The organism is Exiguobacterium sp. PvP048, from assembly GCF_040549175.1.
In the GTDB taxonomy this organism is placed as follows: Bacteria; Bacillota; Bacilli; order Exiguobacteriales; family Exiguobacteriaceae; genus Exiguobacterium_A; species Exiguobacterium_A artemiae.
The window spans coordinates 110,662-129,872 of record NZ_JBEPSU010000002.1; the positions used below are offsets into that span (position 1 = coordinate 110,662).

At 49.0% G+C, this 19,211-nt stretch carries 14 protein-coding genes; 13 read left to right on the plus strand and 1 reads right to left on the minus strand.

Annotated features, from left to right (window positions below; all coding sequences use genetic code 11):
- Positions 1–151 precede the first annotated feature (151 nt).
- The 13 genes from ABIC15_RS05085 (at position 152) to pulA (ending at position 17,704) form a co-directional block, all read left to right on the plus strand.
- On the plus strand, positions 152–2,794 hold the full coding sequence (locus ABIC15_RS05085; protein WP_354019906.1) for a glycosyltransferase: 2,643 nt from the start codon (positions 152–154) through the stop codon (positions 2,792–2,794).
- On the plus strand, positions 2,791–3,798 hold the full coding sequence (locus tag ABIC15_RS05090; protein WP_214765981.1) for a methyltransferase domain-containing protein: 1,008 nt from the start codon (positions 2,791–2,793) through the stop codon (positions 3,796–3,798). Before ABIC15_RS05085 ends, ABIC15_RS05090 begins: the two co-directional genes overlap by 4 nt.
- Positions 3,690–5,012: a glycosyltransferase family 4 protein gene (locus ABIC15_RS05095; protein WP_251135831.1), complete on the plus strand. Its 1,323-nt coding sequence runs from the start codon at positions 3,690–3,692 to the stop codon at positions 5,010–5,012. Before ABIC15_RS05090 ends, ABIC15_RS05095 begins: the two co-directional genes overlap by 109 nt.
- Positions 5,009–6,247, plus strand: a complete 1,239-nt coding sequence (locus ABIC15_RS05100; RefSeq protein ID WP_354019908.1) for a glycosyltransferase — start codon at positions 5,009–5,011, stop codon at positions 6,245–6,247. The genes ABIC15_RS05095 and ABIC15_RS05100 overlap by 4 nt, the downstream gene beginning before the upstream one ends.
- A gap of 302 nt (positions 6,248–6,549) precedes the next feature.
- Positions 6,550–7,842 carry a nucleotide sugar dehydrogenase gene (locus ABIC15_RS05105; RefSeq protein WP_026833651.1) on the plus strand — a complete coding sequence of 431 codons (1,293 nt, stop codon included), beginning with the start codon at positions 6,550–6,552 and terminating at the stop codon, positions 7,840–7,842.
- A complete protein-coding gene (locus tag ABIC15_RS05110) occupies positions 7,839–8,639 on the plus strand; it encodes an ABC transporter permease (protein WP_012369711.1) in 801 nt (266 codons plus the stop codon). The genes ABIC15_RS05105 and ABIC15_RS05110 overlap by 4 nt, the downstream gene beginning before the upstream one ends.
- Before the next feature lie 11 nt (positions 8,640–8,650).
- Positions 8,651–9,481: a teichoic acids export ABC transporter ATP-binding subunit TagH gene (gene tagH, locus ABIC15_RS05115; RefSeq protein WP_012369712.1), complete on the plus strand. Its 831-nt coding sequence runs from the start codon at positions 8,651–8,653 to the stop codon at positions 9,479–9,481.
- A gap of 23 nt (positions 9,482–9,504) precedes the next feature.
- Positions 9,505–10,605, plus strand: a complete 1,101-nt coding sequence (wecB, locus tag ABIC15_RS05120; RefSeq protein WP_354019910.1) for a non-hydrolyzing UDP-N-acetylglucosamine 2-epimerase — start codon at positions 9,505–9,507, stop codon at positions 10,603–10,605.
- Positions 10,602–11,096, plus strand: coding sequence for a hypothetical protein (locus ABIC15_RS05125; protein ID WP_012369714.1), 495 nt, complete (start codon positions 10,602–10,604; stop codon positions 11,094–11,096). The genes wecB and ABIC15_RS05125 overlap by 4 nt, the downstream gene beginning before the upstream one ends.
- Positions 11,086–12,474, plus strand: a complete 1,389-nt coding sequence (locus ABIC15_RS05130; RefSeq protein ID WP_354019912.1) for an MBOAT family O-acyltransferase — start codon at positions 11,086–11,088, stop codon at positions 12,472–12,474. Before ABIC15_RS05125 ends, ABIC15_RS05130 begins: the two co-directional genes overlap by 11 nt.
- A 15-nt stretch (positions 12,475–12,489) precedes the next feature.
- Positions 12,490–13,680, plus strand: coding sequence for a DHHW family protein (locus ABIC15_RS05135; RefSeq protein ID WP_354019914.1), 1,191 nt, complete (start codon positions 12,490–12,492; stop codon positions 13,678–13,680).
- An 11-nt stretch (positions 13,681–13,691) separates the two neighbouring features.
- Positions 13,692–14,624 carry an LCP family protein gene (locus ABIC15_RS05140; RefSeq protein WP_354019916.1) on the plus strand — a complete coding sequence of 311 codons (933 nt, stop codon included), beginning with the start codon at positions 13,692–13,694 and terminating at the stop codon, positions 14,622–14,624.
- A gap of 167 nt (positions 14,625–14,791) precedes the next feature.
- A complete protein-coding gene (gene pulA / locus ABIC15_RS05145; protein ID WP_354019918.1) occupies positions 14,792–17,704 on the plus strand; it encodes a type I pullulanase in 2,913 nt (970 codons plus the stop codon).
- A gap of 68 nt (positions 17,705–17,772) precedes the next feature.
- Here the strand turns inward: pulA and ABIC15_RS05150 are convergent, their stop codons facing one another.
- Complete coding sequence (locus ABIC15_RS05150) at positions 17,773–19,026, minus strand: dicarboxylate/amino acid:cation symporter (protein ID WP_354019920.1); 1,254 nt, start codon at positions 19,024–19,026, stop codon at positions 17,773–17,775.
- Between the last annotated feature and the right edge of the window lie 185 nt (positions 19,027–19,211).

Here is a 19,211-nt window from a genome sequence, read left to right on the forward strand (position 1 = left end):
CACGCAAACTCCTCTTCATTTGATGGTGAATGTAAGGAAAAAGGACAATTGCTTCATCAACTCTTTACAAAAACCTTGCATGACCTTTAAGTCCTCTTTGAACTGGTCTCGTAGACTGAAACAGAGATGAATGAAGGAAGGGTGTATACGTGTGAGTGAACAAAAGTGGAAAAAAAGTATCATTGAACAATTAAACTGGGTGCGGACTGAACAGAAGCGAATCCAATCCGCACCGGCAGCAAACCGTGCGTCCATCGAGGGACTAAAACAACTCGATGTCTTGCGGATGAAAACGACGGTTCGCCCTAAGTCATCCCCACTCGAAGCCAAAACGAAGCGTTACCATCAAGACAGCAACAGGGAGTTGCTGAAAGAGATTGCGTACGAAGACATCCCTGTGACGGGCGGTTCACGTTATTATGAACGCCGTCCGCTTGAGGTGGCGATCGTGTGCTCAGAGTTCATGCATGCCTACTATCAGGACGCGTTACATTTACATTATGTTAATCCGGCAACGTTTACGGACGTCTTTGAAAAGCCGATTGATCTCTTTCTCGTCGTCACGTCCTGGAAAGGTCTACACGGTGATGATTGGAAAGGAGTCGCGACGCCGACTTCTAAAAAACGGCAGCGTTTGCTCGACATGATGGAGCAGGTGAAAGCAAAAGGAATCCCGGTCGTTTTCCAGTCGACGGAAGATCCGAGCAATTTTGACCGGTTCAGTGATCTGGCGAAAGTTGCCGACTATATTTTAACATCAGACGAAGCGATGATTCCGGAATACCAAGTACTCTGTGGACACGACCGGATTGAAGCAACGTCGTTTGGTGTTAATCCGATCATCCACAATCCGGTCGGAGCGACGCGAAGCCGCAAAAAACACGTGCTGTTTGCCGGCAGCTGGATGGCGAAATATCCGGAGCGTGTCAAAGATACGGAGATGTTATTTGATGGTGTCTTACGCTCAGATCATACACTCGATATCGTTGACCGGAACTATCAGTTAAATCTACCGGACTATCATTTTCCGGAACGTTACGTCCCGCGTGTGGCTCCTGCGATTCCCTATGACGCATTGCAACAGGTCAGTAAATGTTATGACTGGGTGTTGAATCTAAACAGTATCAAGTACAGCAAGACGATGTGTGCGCGTCGGGTCTATGAATCACAAGCGCTCGGCAATCTGATTTTGTCGAACTACAGTATCGCCGTCAATAACGATTTCCCGAACGTCTTTACCATCCATGACCACCAAGAAGTACAGGCGATTCTAGAGCGGACGACACAAGAGGAGATTGATCGACTCCGGGCTGAAGGCATTCGTTCTGTCATGTCGTTGCATACGGTCTATGACCGGATTGATCAATTGACGCGGCTTCTGCAACTGGACATGCCGCCGGTCAAACGGACGCTTCTCGTCGTCTTACGCAATGCGACGCCGGAACTTGAACAACTGCTCGCAAGTCAATCAATCACCGCTGATGTAATTTGTCACGAATCAGAGTTGACCGGAGCGCTTTATGTCTCAGCCGATCTCGTCACTGTGCTCGACGGGGCTGAATCATACGGAGAGTACTACTTGGAAGATTTGGTGAACGGGTTCAAATACAGTGATGTGTCAATCACCCGCAAAACGCGGACTGAAGAAGCTCATTTTGTAATCCGGGAAGCGGAAGGGTCGACAGTGAACGCCATGATTTGGCGTGAAGCGTTCCCGTATGAGCAGTTCTCCGAAGGAAAGATTGAGGGAAAGACTTTGTTCCTGGACGCGCTGGAGTGGAACGAAGGTGGTGGCACCGCAATGGTCAAGGCTCCTGTGCTGTCTGTCATCGTCCCGATCTTCAACAATGGCAGGCATTTGACGTATAAATGTTTTGCCAGCCTCAAACGGATGGATCGGTTTGAAGAGTCGGAAATTATCTTGGTCGACGATGGATCGACGGATCGATTCACCCGCCAAGCGATTGACCGCCTGGCACGACGTCACGGGAATGTCGTGACCTATCTGTTTCCGACGGGCGGCAGCGGCAGTGCGTCACGTCCGCGCAACAAAGGGGTTGAACTGGCGCGCTCGGAACGGATCGCTTTCCTTGATCCTGATAATGAAGTCTTGAGTGACCGGTATGCCGAACTGTTGGCTGAGTTGGATCAAGATCCGACACTCGACTTTGCTGTCGGCCACATGAAGAAACTGGCGGAAAAAACAAGCATCATTGCGTTGCCGAAGATTCGTAAACAAGGACGGACGGGGTGTGATCAACCGAAAGCCTACTTATTGGAAAATCGCTTTTCCGTTCAAAGTATTCAGGCGCTGGTCGTCAACCGACGTTTTCTGCAGGAACATCAGCTGGAGCAGGTGGTAGGTGCCGTCGGACAAGATTCCCTGTTTTTCCAAGAGATGATGTTGCACGCAAATCGTGTCTTGCTCGTAAATCGTGTCATCCATTATTACTATGCCGCGGTTGCCGGTTCAACCGTCAACTCCTTGACGGTTCGTTTCTTCGAACGAAGTGTTGTCCGGGAAAAGGCACGGGCAGAGAAATTTGCCCGTTACGGTGTGCTCGATGCGTATAAGACAACACGTTTTGAGCATTTCTTTGAACACTGGTATTTAGTGAAGCTTCGGTATTGCAGCGACAAGGATTTTGCCCCGAGTGTCGCATTACTGCGTATGATTGTTGCTTTTTATGAACCAATGAACCTGACGAACCCGCTGATCCGTCAATTCGTGGAGTTGGCGGACATGAAACGGACGGATGCGATTCAAACATTGTTACTGGAGGAGGTCAGATGATGCAGACAAAACAGATGATGCGACCGAAAGATGAAATTCGGGCCGCTTATTATGATCAACTCGGCGTCGCATTCGGGAAAAAGGTCCGGTCTCGGGTCCACTGGATCGTCCGGGAAACAAAAGGCAGTCAAATTCTCGATATCGGCTGTTCCGGTGGACTGGTTCCGATTTTGCTCGGGCGCGAAGGCAAGCAGGTAGTCGGTATCGATGTCTCGCCGGAAGCAATCGTGGAAGCGACGGCGGCACTAAGAGAAGAAGCACACTCCGTTCAAGAATTGATTCAATTGGAAGAAGCCAATCTGATGACCTTCCAAACGTCCCAACGATTCGACACGGTATTGATGACGGAAGTCTTAGAACATATCGGGGAACCGGAGCGGTTTGTCGAAAAAGCCTGTGCGTTCTTAAAACCCGGTGGTCGGCTCGTCGTGACCGTTCCATTCGGCGTGAACGATTATGCCGATCATAAACGGACGTATTATTTACAGCATCTGCTGGAACAATTGACACCATACGGGACGATTGAGCAGTTGGAACGCATCGATAAATGGCTCGGTGTGACGTTGACGCTTCATCCGGAGAAACAACCGTCACGCCCGGTAACGGAACAAGAAGTCAGTTGGCTCGAAACAGCTTTTGAAGCGGTTGAACGGTTGCATCTCACTGAAATCGTCCGCTTGAAGCAACTGAATAAAAAGTGGGAATTGAAGCAGCAAAAACAGCAGGACATCGAACAGGAACAAGCGGAGTTGGTGTCAGAGCGGGATCAGCTCACGCGGCAACTCGCGGAGAAGGAAGACGAAATTGAGTTGCTGACGCAGCAGTATCAAATGGTGCTCGCGCGATACGAAGGGGCGCTTGTGTCGAATCTGGATGTCTTGGAGGCGAATGCAGAATGGAAATCAAAGTACCGGTCACTCGCAAATTCAAAGCTCGGAAAAGTCGTCATCCGTTACTGGAAATTCAGACGAAACGTAAAGAAGCGACGGGCCCGGAGACGATGAACGTTCTGATGATTTGTCAAAATTTTTATCCGGAGATCGGGAGTGCTGCGAACCGGATGAAAAATATCTTCAAACGGATGGAGCAACAGGGGAGTGAGGTCCACGTCTTGACGTCGGAACCACTCTATCCGACAGCTGAACTGTACACGGATGCCATGTTTTGGGACGAACCGAGTCTGGATGCTGCGAAGATTACCCGAATTCAACCGCGTGATCTTCGGGCGACGACGAATTTATGGCGCAGACTCCGTTTGTTCATTGAACAATTTGTCCTGGCAGTCCAGGAAGTACGGCACGATACTAAACAATACGCTTACATCTATGCGACGACGCCGTCGATCTTCATGGGTCTTGTCGGAGTCGTTGCCAAACACCTGAAAAAAGCACCGCTGATTCTGGACGTTCGCGACTTATGGCCGGAATCACTGGTCGGAGTCGGGATTACGAAATCACGGTTGTTGCTTGCGCCACTCTATTGGCTGGAAAAATGGATGTACCGCCAAGCCGATCAAATCGTCATCAACAGTGAAGGGTTTCGTTCGTATATCGAAAAGAAAGGGATTGCACCAGAGAAGATTCACTACATCCCGAATTCGATTGAGGAAAATGAATGGTTGATTAAACGGCGGAAAGTATCGGAGCAGGTCCGTGTCGTCTACACCGGCAACATCGGTCTGGCGCAGGATGTTTTTTTACTACTTGATGTCGCGGAACAACTAAAAGAGGATAAACACATTGAATTCCATGTCGTCGGATACGGGTATCACAAGGAAAAATTCGAAGCCCATGTTCTCGAGCGGGGGCTGACGAACATTCACTTCATGAACGCGATGCCACGATGGGATGCGCTGAAACAATTGGCCAAGAGTGACATCGCCTTTGCGACGTTGGTCGAGAGTACAGCGTTCGACACGGTGACACCAGGGAAAATCATCGACTACATGGCGATGGGGTGTGCGATTGTCGGAGCCGTCTCGGGGCATGCCGCCAAAGTTATTGAAGATGCGGGAGCGGGCTTTGTCTCCCGCGAGCGGAGTCGTGAAAAGATCGTCGAGCATATCCGGTACTTGGCTGAACATCCCGAAGCACGCAGTGCCATGGGGCAGTCCGGTGTGAAGTATGTCCAGGCGCACTTTGACTGGGAACAAAATCAGGAGCGGTTGTTTGAGGCGATTCGTCAAACCGATCTTCGAGTATTAGGGGTGAGTAAATGAAGCGGGTCGGAATGTTTGTTTGGAATACGTTTACGAACGATGCGCGTGTTTTACGGGAATGTACGGCGCTTTCGGAAGCCGGGTATCACGTTGATCTGTATTGCCTGAATGATGGGAGCTTGCCGAAACTCGAACGACACCCGGCAGGTTTTCAGATTCTTCGAATCGATCGGACACCTCCACTTGAATCCGTGCTGCGCCGGATCCGGAAGCGTAATCCTCTTACGCTGATGGCCGGCGCAGGCGTGTTCTTGCTGTTTCCATGGCTGATTCCGGTCTTGGTGCTACTGTTTCTCTTACAGAAAAGCCGGTTTGTCCGCTATGCACTGTACAATAGCTTTGGAATCATCCGCATGACGCGGGCGGCTCGCAAACACACGTACGATATCATGCATGCGAACGATTTAAACACGTTGCCTCAAGCGATTTTTTCCGCAAGAGGGGCGAAGATCGTTTACGATTCGCATGAAGTGCAGACCGACCGGACAGGTTACGGAAAAGGACAGGGGTTGTTTGAGCGTTACTTGTTACGGTTTGTTGATCGAACGATGGTTGAAAATGACACACGGGCAGACTACCACGCATCACTTTATGGCGAATGGCCGGCTGTCCTGCATAATTATCCGTTTTATCACGAAGAAGTACCACAACCGCGATCCGTACATCAAGAAATCGGCATCAAGGAGGACGAACCCATTTTGCTGTACCAAGGCGGTATTCAGGAAGGGCGGGGACTTGAGCGACTGATTGAAGCGATGCCGTTTGTCCGGCGTGGGACTTTGCTGTTTGTTGGAGACGGAAAAATCAAACCGCGGCTTCAGGAGTTGGCGGCACGGTCCCCGGAACGGGAGCGGATCCATTTTATTGATAAAGTACCGCTTGATCAACTGCCGAGTTATACGGCGGCTGCGACGGTCGGTTTTCAAGTTCTGCAAAACATCTGCTTTAATCACTATTCGGCTTCTTCGAATAAGCTGTTTGAATACATGGCGGCACTCGTGCCGGTCGTTGCGGCGGATTTACCGGAAATTCGGCGTGTCGTCGAAACGGAAGGCGTCGGATTACTCGTTGACGTTGAATCCCCGGAAGCGATTGCTGTCGCTGTGAACCAAATCGTCGAGGAAGACGGCTTGCGTCAGGCGATGAAAGAACGGACAAAGCAGGCGCGCCGGAAATACAACTGGGATAAAGAAAAACACCATTTATTGGACGTTTACCGTGAAATAACGAAGTAACTAAACACTGAACGAAGATGGAAATCAGACAGATACAGGCAAATCCACGACAGGAAACAACGGAAGCGACCGGATTCGGTTGTTTGTTTGCTGAATGCGATGAATGTTCGTGGATTATTTACAAGCTTTACAAAAAGTACAGGAAACGCCTTGAATGTAAGGTCTGTGAAGAATGGTTTAAGAGATGGTTAGAACCATTGGAAACACAAGCAATTGTCGTTATGGTCTAGTTACAGCCACGACACAGTCGGTAATTTGCTGACGTGAAGGACTAACTCGTAACTAGATGGAGGAATGACAAAATGAAACTTTGTACAATCGGACTCGGATATATTGGATTACCTTCTTCAGCCATGTTTGCAGATCACGGAACGGACGTCGTCGGGGTCGACATCGACCCGCGCATCGTTAAGATGTTGAACGCGGGAGACATTCATATTGAAGAACCGGGACTTGAAGATGTCATCAAGCGTGTCGTCGCAAACGGAAAGTTTCGGGCAACACTGACACCGGAACCGGCAGATGTCTTTTTAATCGCTGTTCCGACACCGAATTTAAATGACACGTATAAATCGTGTGACTTGAAGTATGTCCTGTCAGCCGTTCAGAATATGTTGCCGCACGTTCAAAAAGGCAACGTCATCATCGTCGAATCAACAATCGCTCCGCGGACGATGGATGATCATGTCCGACCATTGATTGAAGCAGCCGGGTTCGTTATCGGTCAAGACGTCTTCGTCGTTCATTGTCCGGAGCGGGTGCTTCCAGGACAAATCTTACATGAACTCATTCACAATAACCGGATTGTCGGCGGATTGACACCGGCTTGCGCGGATGCAGGTGCAGCAGTATATGAAACATTCGTTCAAGGTGAAATCGTCAAGACGGATGCGAAGACGGCAGAGATGTCGAAATTGATGGAAAACACGTTCCGCGATGTCAACATCGCTCTAGCCAATGAACTGACGCAAGTGTGTCACAAACTCGAAATCAACGTGCTCGACGTAATCGAGATGGCGAACATGCATCCACGTGTCAATCTACATCATCCGGGACCGGGTGTCGGCGGGCATTGTCTTGCGGTGGATCCGTATTTCATCGTCGCAAAAGCACCGTCCCTTGCACGGATCATTCATACGGCACGGGAAACGAACGTCAACATGCCGCACTTCGTCGCTGAACAGGCAGAGCGCCTAGTTGCGTCTCACGTCCGGCCAAAAATCGCAGTGTTCGGCGTCACATACAAAGGGAACGTCGACGACATGCGCGAAAGTCCGGCTGTCGATGTCATCGAGCAACTGATTGACCGCGGCATGGATGTAGCAGTCTGTGATCCACACGTCGAACGTTCGATTTCGTCACGCTTTGAGCTTGTCGATGAGATTGATGCGATCCAAGGTGCGGACCTGGCACTGGTGCTCGTCGATCATGACGAGTTTAAACAGTTTGATTCACGGCGTCTTGCGAATCAGATGCGGACACCAGTCTTGTTTGATACAAAAGGAATCGTTCAACCGCTTGAGGACATCACGGTCCTGAACTTTGGTAACCTGCATACGTATCAAACGACGGAAGTGGATGCGAAGGCGATATGAACGGGGTCGGTACAATCGGGAAAGAGCTGAAAGATCATTTTTATCTGATCTTTCGCCTTTCGCTTTATGAAACAAAAAGTCAATACAGCATGCAATATCTCGGATGGTTCTGGGAAATCATGACGCCGCTCCTGCAGATTGGCGTTTACTGGGTCGTGTTCGGTTTCGGAATCCGTGGCGGAAATCCGGTCGACGGGATTCCATTCGTCTTTTGGTTGGTCAGTGGATTAATTGCCTGGTTTTTCATCGGCAGTACGATACCAAGCGGCTCACGATCGATTTACGGTCGGGTCGCCCTTGTTTCGAAAATGCACTTTCCGCTCAGTACGATCCCGGCCTATGTCATCTTGGCGCAATTTTACCGCCATGTCGCAATGATTGCCTTGACGATTGTTCTCGGAATGGCATTCGGTTATTTTCCGGGCTGGCATACGTTTGAATTGTTGTATATCGTCCCGGCGGGTGTGATTTTTCTGTATGCCGTCTCACTCTTGTTGTCTGCTCTGGCAACGATGATTCGGGATGTCCAAAACATGGTGACTTCGGCAATCCGGATGTTGATGTATTTGACGCCCATCATGTGGATTCCGCCGGATCACAGTCTGTTTAAGACGTTGTTGATGATCAATCCTCTCGTCTATTTGATTGAAGGATACCGCTCGGCATTGATCGGGACCGGTTATCTGCTCGATCACGTCTGGTATGGAGTCTACTTCTGGACTGTGACGTCCGTTTTGTTAGTGGTAGGAGCAGCAGTTCATCTGCGGTTCCGGCGGTACTTCATTGATTATGTCTAGGAGGAAAAAACATGAGTCACGTCGTATTCGAGAATGTTTCAAAACGCTACGTCTTGTATGCCCGACCAATTGATAAATTAAAAGAAGTGTTGTTCGGTAAAGTCAGCGGTAAACCGTTTTATGCTTTAAAAAATATCTCGTTCTCCGTCGAACAAGGCGAAATCGTCGGTGTGGTCGGAATCAACGGAAGTGGGAAGTCGACCTTGTCGCATCTGCTCGCCAACGTCACGCCGCCGACGTACGGTCGTGTGACGCTTGGCGGTAAATCGGCATTGATCGCGATTTCCAGTGGTCTCAATAATCAGCTGACCGGACGGGACAACATCGAATTAAAAGGATTGATGATGGGGCTGACCAAAAAACAGATCCAGGCGATTACACCGGAAATTCTGGAGTTTGCGGACATCGGAGATTTCATCGATCAACCCGTCAAAACATATTCAAGCGGGATGCGGGCGCGGCTTGGTTTTGCCATCTCGATTAATATCAATCCGGATATCCTGATCATCGATGAGGCGCTGTCGGTCGGTGACCAGACCTTTACGGAAAAATGCCTCGATAAGATGCGGGAGTTTCGCGACCAAGGAAAAACGATCTTTTTTGTCAGCCATTCCTTGAATCAAGTCAAAAGTTTTTGTACAAAAATCCTTTGGCTCGAGTATGGAGAAGTTCGGATGTTTGGACCGACAGCGGAAACGATGGCGGAGTATAACAAATATTTATATTGGTACAAGCAGCTGACGAAAAAACAAGCTGCACATTATGTCATGAAAAAAAGAACAGGACGAAGTGATGAAATCGAGCGTTCGGCACGCGGTGAAACGATTGAATTGTCGTCATGAATAACGGATAGGGGATGGAACGAATGAAACGAGTCATGCTAGTGTTCGGAACGAGACCGGAAGCAATCAAGATGGCGCCTGTCGTCAAAGCATTGGAAAAACGAGAAGGGGTCGAACCGATCGTCGTCGTGACGGCACAACACCGGGAAATGCTCGATCAAGTCCTTGAACTGTTCCAGATCGTTCCCGACCATGATTTAGACTTGATGCGTCCACGTCAGACACTCGAAGAGATGACGGCACGGATTTTAAATGCGATGCGTCGTGTCTTGGAAAAAGAGCAACCGGATTTGGTGTTGGTCCATGGGGATACGACAACGACATTCGCGGCTTCACTTGCGGCTTTTTACCAACAGATTCCGGTTGGTCATGTCGAAGCCGGCTTACGGACGTATCAGAAGTATGCCCCATTCCCGGAAGAGATGAATCGTCAATTGACGGGTGTACTCGCTGATTACCATTTCGCGCCGACCGATCAGGCAGCGGAAAATCTGCGGCTCGAGAACAAACAGAGTCCGATTATCGTGACGGGAAATACAGTCATCGACGCGTTAAAAACAACGGTTTCGAAAGACTACACGCACCCGGTGTTGACGGATCTTACAGCGAGCGGACGGAAACTGGTTTTGTTGACCGTTCACCGACGCGAAAATCACTTGCAATTATCGCAAATTTTTGATGCCGTCGAACGATTGGCGGACAGTCATCCGGATATTGAAATCGTCTATCCGGTCCATCCGAATCCGATTGTCCTCGAGGCAGCGGAACAGTTGAACGATCATCCGCGCATCCGATTGATTGAACCGCTCGATGTCTTTGATTTTCATAACTTGGCAGCCCGGGCGACACTGATTTTGACGGATTCTGGCGGTATTCAAGAAGAAGCACCTTCGCTTGGCGTGCCGGTCCTCGTCTTGCGTGATACGACCGAACGTCCGGAAGGTGTCGCGGCCGGTACGTTGAAGCTTGTCGGGACGGATCCGGAACGTATTTATGAAACGGGTCATCTGTTACTGACGGATCAAGGGGCTTATGACGCGATGGCACAAGCGGCGAATCCATACGGAGACGGTCATGCGGCAGAACGTATTGTTGATGCGATTTTAAGCGAGGTACCGGTATGAGTTCACGTCCACTGGAACTGGCAAGTTATCAGTTTTTTCCGCAAGGGGACCGGGATAAGATTCTGCTCGAAGAAGATGCGGACGGTGTTTGGTTCGATTTTCAACAGGCGGATCCGACCGATAAGCTGTACATTCAATTGTTTGATCAGGGCTTTCAATATCCTCCCTCGAAGTTGTATCGTGCCGACGCTTCTTTTGGACAGGCCGAGTCCGTCACATTGACGTGCGAACTGGAAGCGGAAACGTCATGCGACGTTCAGATGTTCAAGATGCAGTACGGGCAAAAAAAACGGATGCATTCCGAGACGGAATGGCTGACGGTAAACGGAAAAACAACGTGTTCCTTACAACTGAAACGAGTCAAAGGCGCCGACTATTTTAAAATTGCATTCAAGTTTCTACTCGAAGGGGACAGGCGGGTTCGGTTGACAGCGTTACACGTCAACCGGCTTGTTCCGATCAAGCAGGAGGAATCCTATCATGTTATTTAGTTCGACGATTTTTTTATTTCTATTTTTACCGTTCGTGTTGCTTGTCTACCACTTGTTGCCACGCACGTTTCGGAACGGCTGGCTCTTGGTAGCGAGCCTTTTCTTTTATGCCTGGGGTGAACCGAGATTCGTCCTATTGATGTTGACGAGCATTTTGATCAACTACCTGTTTGCCTTGGCCGTCCACGCGTACCGGACACGGATCGGTGTCAAATGGATCATGTTCAGTATGATCGCCGTCAACCTGGGACTGCTCGGTTGGTTTAAATACAGCGGATTTTTTGTGACGTCAATCAACGAGACCTTTCAAACAACGTTGTTTGTCCCGGAAGTCGTTTTACCGATTGGGATTTCGTTCTTTACTTTCCAGGCGATGAGTTACGTCATCGATGTGTATCGTCAAGCGGGACAGGTTCAAAAAAACCCGCTCGATCTCGCTTTGTACATCGCGTTGTTTCCGCAATTGATTGCCGGTCCGATTGTCCGCTATGAGACGGTTGCGGACGAAATCAATCACCGGCGGGAAACCTTGCCTGAATTTGCGCAAGGCGTCCGCCGCTTTATCATCGGCTTATCCAAAAAATTGATTTTAGCGAACGGATGCGGGCAAGTCGCGGATACGATTTTTAACATGAAGGATTTATCGATGGGTCTCGCTTGGATTGGAATCATCGCCTATGCCTTACAAATTTATTTTGATTTTTCCGGTTACAGTGACATGGCGATTGGACTGGGGTTGATGTTTGGCTTTCATTTTCTTGAAAACTTTAACTATCCGTACATCTCAAAATCCGTCTCTGAATTTTGGCGCCGGTGGCATATTTCATTAGGCTCCTGGTTCCGGGATTATGTCTACATTCCTCTTGGAGGAAACCGGGTGTCGCCGTGGAAACAGTACCGAAATCTCGGAATCGTCTGGATGTTGACCGGACTTTGGCACGGCGCAAGCTGGACGTTTGTTGCTTGGGGCGTCTACTACGGAATCTGGATCATGCTCGAAAAAGCCTTCCTCGGAAAACTGCTGGCGCGGGTTCCCGTATTCGCGACGGTGTGGACGCTGGTGCTCGTTTTGGTCGGATGGGTCTTTTTCCGGGCAGAAACGTTCCCGGAAGCGATCACGTACATTCAAGCGATGTTCGTCCCGGATGTGCTGTGGGATGACCGCGCGAGCTACCAACTCGTCCAAAATGGTGTGATTTTAGCGCTGGCGTGTCTTGCTGCGACCCCGATTCCAAAACGGATTGGCGAACGATTTGTCGAATCATCGGGCAAAGTCGGACAGACGATGCAATATGGATATGCGATGGTCTTGTTGTTCCTCGCAACATCGGCACTCGTCGCAAGTACATTTAATCCCTTTATTTATTTCCGTTTCTAGAAAGGAGAAGACGACATGGCACAACCAATCGAACGCAAATTAAAGCCGAAAGCGGACGGTCAACCGTCCTCATCCTTTGAACGGAAGATGATGTGGCTGACGACGATCAGTTTTTTCGTCATCTTGATGGCGATTGGCGCGGGGACGATCCTTCGGGAAGACCGCGTCAGTTCCCAACTGGAAAATCGAGCCCTTGCACAGGCGGTCAAACCGACCGTCCAAGGCGTGATTTCGGGTGACGACATGGTGAAGATGGAAAGTTATTTCACTGATCAATTACTGCTTCGAGGTACGTTTGTTGAAATGCAGGCCCGATTATCAAAAAATGTCCTTCGGCAACCGTTCCGTAACGGCATTTATACGGCAGAAGACGGTTACTTGATTGAGCCGAGTCAAGCGGCGCAACCGATCGTCCCGGACGCTTTCCGACAGTTCACGCAAGAGGTCGACCGTCCGGTCTACTTTACCCTGGCACCGTCGAAAACCGTCGTCGCGGAACGCGATGGAATCATTCCGGATTATGTCGCGTCGAATGCAATACAGCGGCATAAGACGATGCAGGCCGGCTTTACAAAAGCGGGCATCACATCAATTTCACTGGACCGTTTACAGTTGTCCGATTATTTTAAAACGGATCATCACTGGAATATAGACGGTGCCTATCAAGCATATGACGAGATTGTGCGGACCATCGGAAAAACAGAACCGGCCTTAAAAAAGGTCGAAGTGAACCCCGGGTCGAAACGGTCTTCGGAACATCCGTACTTCGGATCCCTTGCACGCAAGACGACACTGGCATATGCAAGCACAGGTGACACGATTGAATACTATGGTGCGGATCAGTTTAAAGGAATCGATGTCTGTTATGACAACACATGCGGACAGCCGTTGATTGATGAAAAATTCATTAAGGAAGAGGGCGATTATGCCGAACGATATGAAGTGTTCATGCGCGGTAATCATGGAATTTTATCGATGACTTCAAAGACGAAGGGTCCTAAATTACTTGTCCTTAAGGACTCGTTTGCCAATCCCGTCCTGCCGTTTCTCGCGAGGAGCGCAAATCTCGAAGTGGTGGATGTCCGGTACGTCAACAAAGACTTTGATGCTTCCGAGTTCGCGAAGCAACAGAACGTTGATGCGGTTCTCTTTTTACACAATTCCAATATTGCCGGACTGATGAAGACGTATCAGCAGAAACTATAGGAGGTATCCCCGTGAGATCACGTGTAAGAAAAAAACGGCCCTCGGTCGGCTGGCGTCTGATCAGTGCCTTGTTACTGGCCGTCATCCTGATTGCGAGCGGCACGACAGGATATGCTTTTTTGCGCTTGCAACAAACAGCAGATGGTTTCATTACACCGCTGAAAGGAAAAGAGAAGCTCCCGCTTGAAACGATGCGACCGGCCAATGTCTTGCTGATTGGCGTCGATGAACGGAAAAACGATCCGGGGCGGGCGGATGCGATCATGTTATTATCGTTTAACCCGAAAACAAAACAGGCGACGTCGCTGTCCATTCCACGGGACATGCAGGTGACACTAAAAGATGGGACAAATACGAAAATCAATCATACCTATGCGTATGGCGGGGTGGAAGAGACGATTGAAACCGTCGAACAGACATTTGATGTCAAGATTCCGTACTATGCCAAAATCAATATGGAAGGTCTGATTGAACTTGTGGATGCCGTCGGCGGAGTCACCGTGGATAACCCGTCCGCATTTAGTTGGAACGATCGACGCTTACAAAAGGACTATGCGGAAGGGGAAATCAAACTGGACGGACTCGAGGCGAGCGGATACGCGCGAATGCGAAAGCAGGATCCGCTCGGTGATATGGGCCGGCAAATCCGGCAACGTCAGGTACTTGAAGCCGTCGGTATGAAACTTGCCGGACCGGATATCCTGACGAACTTAGAAGAGGTCAGCCGGGTCCTGAAAAACAATTTCAATACAAACATCACGTTTTCCGAAGCAGCCCAACTCACACAGGAAAATCAGCCGGGATTCGAGCGGTTGAAGCCGCTGAAACTTGAAGGAGAAGGGTATATCGCCAGTGACGGAGTCTGGTACTTCTTTGCTTCGGATCACTCGATGCAAGCCACGAAACAAACAATCCATGAAATTACGGATCAACAAGCAAAATGAGCAGTGGGAGGGTGGCGGACATGCCATTCTCTTTTTTTATTGTTATTTGTCGCTGTTGGTCCAAAAGTCTTATTTTCTTTAGTGAACTAAAATAAGCTTTGACAGATAAGTCGAACGAATGGAGAATGGAAATGAAAACGATTACATAAATCCAAGGAGGATACGGCATGAATCGATGGAAATCAGTCTGTGCAGTTGTGCTAACGTTTGCACTGATCTTTAGTTTATTCCCCGTAAACGGTTTGGCACTGGAAAAAGGGAAGTCGACACTCGTCATCATTCACTACAAGGAAGATAAAACAGCACCAAAAGATTGGAATCTCTGGTTATGGGCAAATGGACCGGATTACTTCCCGAATAAAGCACATGCCTTTAACGGACAAGATGCATACGGGAAAATTGCCGCTTACGAATTTCCGGTGGATCAGCCGGAAAAAATCGGTTTTATCGTCCGCGATGATTCCTGGAACAAAGATGCGGGGTCAGAAAACGACCGCTTCATTACAAAAGACATGATCAAAGACGGTGTGGCGGAAGTCTGGATTGAATCAGGCAGCAAAGACGTTTCACCGGTCAATCCAACAGGCGGCAGTGACGTTGAGTCCGTCAACACGAACATTCATTATTACCGCTATGACAATGACTACGACAAGTACGGGGTGTGGGCATGGCCGAATGCGCAGGACGGAAAACGATTTGAATTTGACGGACAAGATGCGTTTGGAGCTGTAGCAAACGTCACCTTGACGAATACGACGAAAGAACGTCTCGTCGGAATCATTCCTCACATCGAAGGATGGTCGGAAAAAGACGGGGCTGATCGTTTTTACTACGCGGGAGCCAAGGATATCTGGTTGATTGAAGGCGATCAAACCGTTTATTACAGCCAACCGGATATCGATCGGACACCAAAGTTTACTAGTTTCCTGGCAGACGATTTTAAGACGATGACATTAAAAACGAATTCACCGATCGCAGCAGAAGATGTAAAAACGCTGACATTCAAAGGTCTGGTCAATCCGGTTGTCACACAAGTGGACGCGAAGACGTTACACGTGACTGTCGCGTCGGATATTGATTTAGCAAATGTCGTCACGGTCGCACACCCGGTATTCGGGGAAGGGATTTTAGAAGCAGGAAAAGTATTGCGGTCTGATGCTTTTGACAAAAAATATGCGTACGACGGTAAACTCGGTACGGCGTATCAAAAAGGCAAAACGACATTCCGCGTCTGGGCACCGACTGCGCAGTCCGTTGAACTGGAACTTTACAAATTGCCGAAAAAACAAGCAGCCACAACGAAGGATATCGTCCGTGAAGTGAAGATGGTCCGCGGTGACCGCGGTGTCTTCAGCATCACAGTCAAAGGTGACCTCGACGGAACAGGCTACACCTATGAAGTCAAGCACGCCAAAGAAACGACACGGGCCGTCGATCCGTACGCGACAGCTGTGGCGGTCAACGGAGATCAAGGCGTCGTCGTCGATTTGAGAGAGACGAACCCGAAACGCTGGACAAAAACAAAAATGCCGCTGAAACAAGCGACAGACGCCATCATTTACGAGACACACGTCCGTGACCTGTCGATGTTTGACGTCACGGGAGATACGTATGATTCAGGTATCGAGCAAAAAGGGAAGTATCTTGGTGTCGTCGAGCCGGGAACACGTCTGATGAAAGACGGTAAGAAAACAAAGACGAAAACGGGACTCGATCATTTGAAGGAGCTCGGCATCACACATGTCCAGTTCATTCCAGTCTATGATTTCAATACGGCTTCTGTCGACGAGACGAATCCGCTCAAAACATACAACTGGGGATATGATCCGAAAAACTACAATGCACCGGAAGGCTCTTATTCAACGAATCCGTACGATTCGAAAGTCCGGATCAAAGAAATGAAACAAATGATTCAAGGGCTACATGATAACGGACTCCGCGCCGTCATGGATGTGGTCTACAATCATATGTTTGACGCGAAAGCATCAAACCTCGATAAAATCGTGCCGGGTTACTACTACCGTTATACGGAAGGCGGCGATCTCGCCAACGGCACAGGTGTCGGAAACGATACCGCTTCTGAACGGAAAATGATGCATAAACTGATTGTCGATTCTGTCGGCTACTGGGCAAAAGAATACCGTTGGGACGGATTCCGATTTGATTTAATGGGGATTCATGACGTGAAGACGATGAATGCCGTCAAAAAAACGACGACAAAAATTGATCCGTCAATCCTTGTCTTCGGAGAAGGCTGGAGTCTCGGAACACCGCTTCCGGAAGCCGACAAAGCCAACCAGACGAATGCCAAACAGATGCCGGGTATCGCTCACTTCAACGATAACTTGCGTGATGCACTGAAAGGAAGTGTCTTTGAAGACACGGATGCCGGTTTCATTAACGGTAAAGCGGGTCTTGAAACACGGATCAAACGCGGAATCGTCGGTGAGATTGCGTACAACAAAGACATCACAGGCTTCGCAGCAGAACCGAACCAAGCAATCACGTATGTCGAAGCTCACGATAACCACACGCTGTGGGACAAGCTGAACTTAACGAATCCGAATGATACGGATGCGACGAAAACCAAGATGCACCGCTTGGCGTCAAGCATTCTGCTGACTTCACAAGGCACGACATTTATTCATGCCGGTCAAGATTTCATGCGGACAAAAGGCGGCGATCATAATTCATACAAATCACCGGATGCTGTCAACCAGCTCGACTGGAAACGCAAAATGGACCGTCAAGCCGACGTCGATTACATGAAAGGACTGATTCAAGTCCGTAAAGCGAACCCTGTTCTTCATTTAGGGACAGCAAAAGACATCCGACGTTACCTGACGTTTAAAGATGTACCGGAGCAAGTGGTGGCGTATCAATTATCAGACGATGCCCCCCAACAAAAAACGGATCTTTACGTCGTTCATAATGCGAAACGTCAAGCTGTCAAGATGACGTTACCAAAAGGAACATGGAGTGTCATCGTCGACGGGAAAACCGCCGGAATGAAAACACTGAAAAAAGTCTCGGGCAGTGTGACGGTTGATCCGCTCAGCTCGTATGTCTTAAAAAAATAATCAACACAAAAACGCGCCGCCCCTGTGAATGATTCACGGAGGCGACGCGTTTTTTTATCGAGGAAACGTTAAGCGTAACGCTCGTCTTCTTCCTCTTCTTCACTCAGGTTACCTTCTTCTGATTTGGCGACAATGACGGCACAAGCGGCGTCACCTGTGATATTGACCGCAGTCCGCATCATATCAAGCAGACGATCAACCCCGATGATTAAGGCAATCCCTTCGACAGGCAGATTGACGGACTGAAGCACCATCGTCAGCATGACAAGCCCGACACCCGGTACGCCGGCTGTTCCGACGGACGCGAGAACGGCAGTCAGGACGACGGTTGCCAGTTGTGCCGGAGACAAGCTGATATCATAAACTTGAGCGATAAAGACCGTTGCGACTCCCTGCATGATCGCTGTACCATCCATGTTGATCGTCGCGCCGAGCGGTTGGACGAAACTTGAGACGGAACGCGGTACTTTCAGTTCACGCTGTGCAGTCTGCATCGCGACCGGTAGCGTTGCATTCGACGACGAAGTCGAGAAGGCGAACAGCATGACCGGCGCAAACTTTTTGAAGAAGAAAAACGGATTCATTTTTCCGATCAGTGAGACGGTCGAACCGTACGTCAACAGGGAGTGGACAATCAAAGCCAGGATAACGACTGCCATGTAGAGCCCCATTGCCTTTAAGGAATCAAACCCTTGTGCACCGACGGCGGAAGCAATCAATGCAAATGCGCCGAGCGGGGCCATCTTCATGACAAGTCCGATCAAATATGTCATCAAATCATTTCCCTGTTCGATGAATGAACGTAATGTCGAGACCTTGTTGCCGAGGAATGTGATCCCGAAACCGATGAAGACACTGAAGACGATAATTTGCAGCATATTGCCTTCTGCCATCGACGTGATCGGATTGGTCGGGAACATCCCGACGATCGTATTGATCAAACTCGTATCCGGTAAGTTGCCTTGATCATACTTCAAGTTGTCTGTCGCAAAGTTCCCGAACGTACCCGGTTTGATCAGTAATGACAAACCAAGAGCGATGACGATGGCGACAGCGGTCGTCGTCATGAAATATGTAATGGCTTTTCCGCCGACGCGACCCAGTTCTTTTGGATTTCCGAGTCCCATGACACCAAGGGAGATCGAGAAGAAGACGATCGGGACGACGAGCATCTTAATCAGGTTAAGGAAAATCGTTCCGATTGGTTGAAGTGCATACTTATTCAATCCTTCATAGATCGATTTGTCTGGTAACAAAGCGAGAATGATTCCGAGGATGACTCCGAGAATCAATCCGAAAATAATTCGTTTGGCTTCTTTCATATCAGAACAACTCCTTTTTCAGATAACTGTGTCTATTTTGACACATCATTCCCCATTTTGACAAAACATTTCATGAAAAATTAGAAAACGCTTACAAAATATTTCGAATTTTTTCGTTGAATAATCATGAATTTGTTGTAAATACGGAAGCAACATGAGACTATAGAAAAGAACAAAAAGGAACA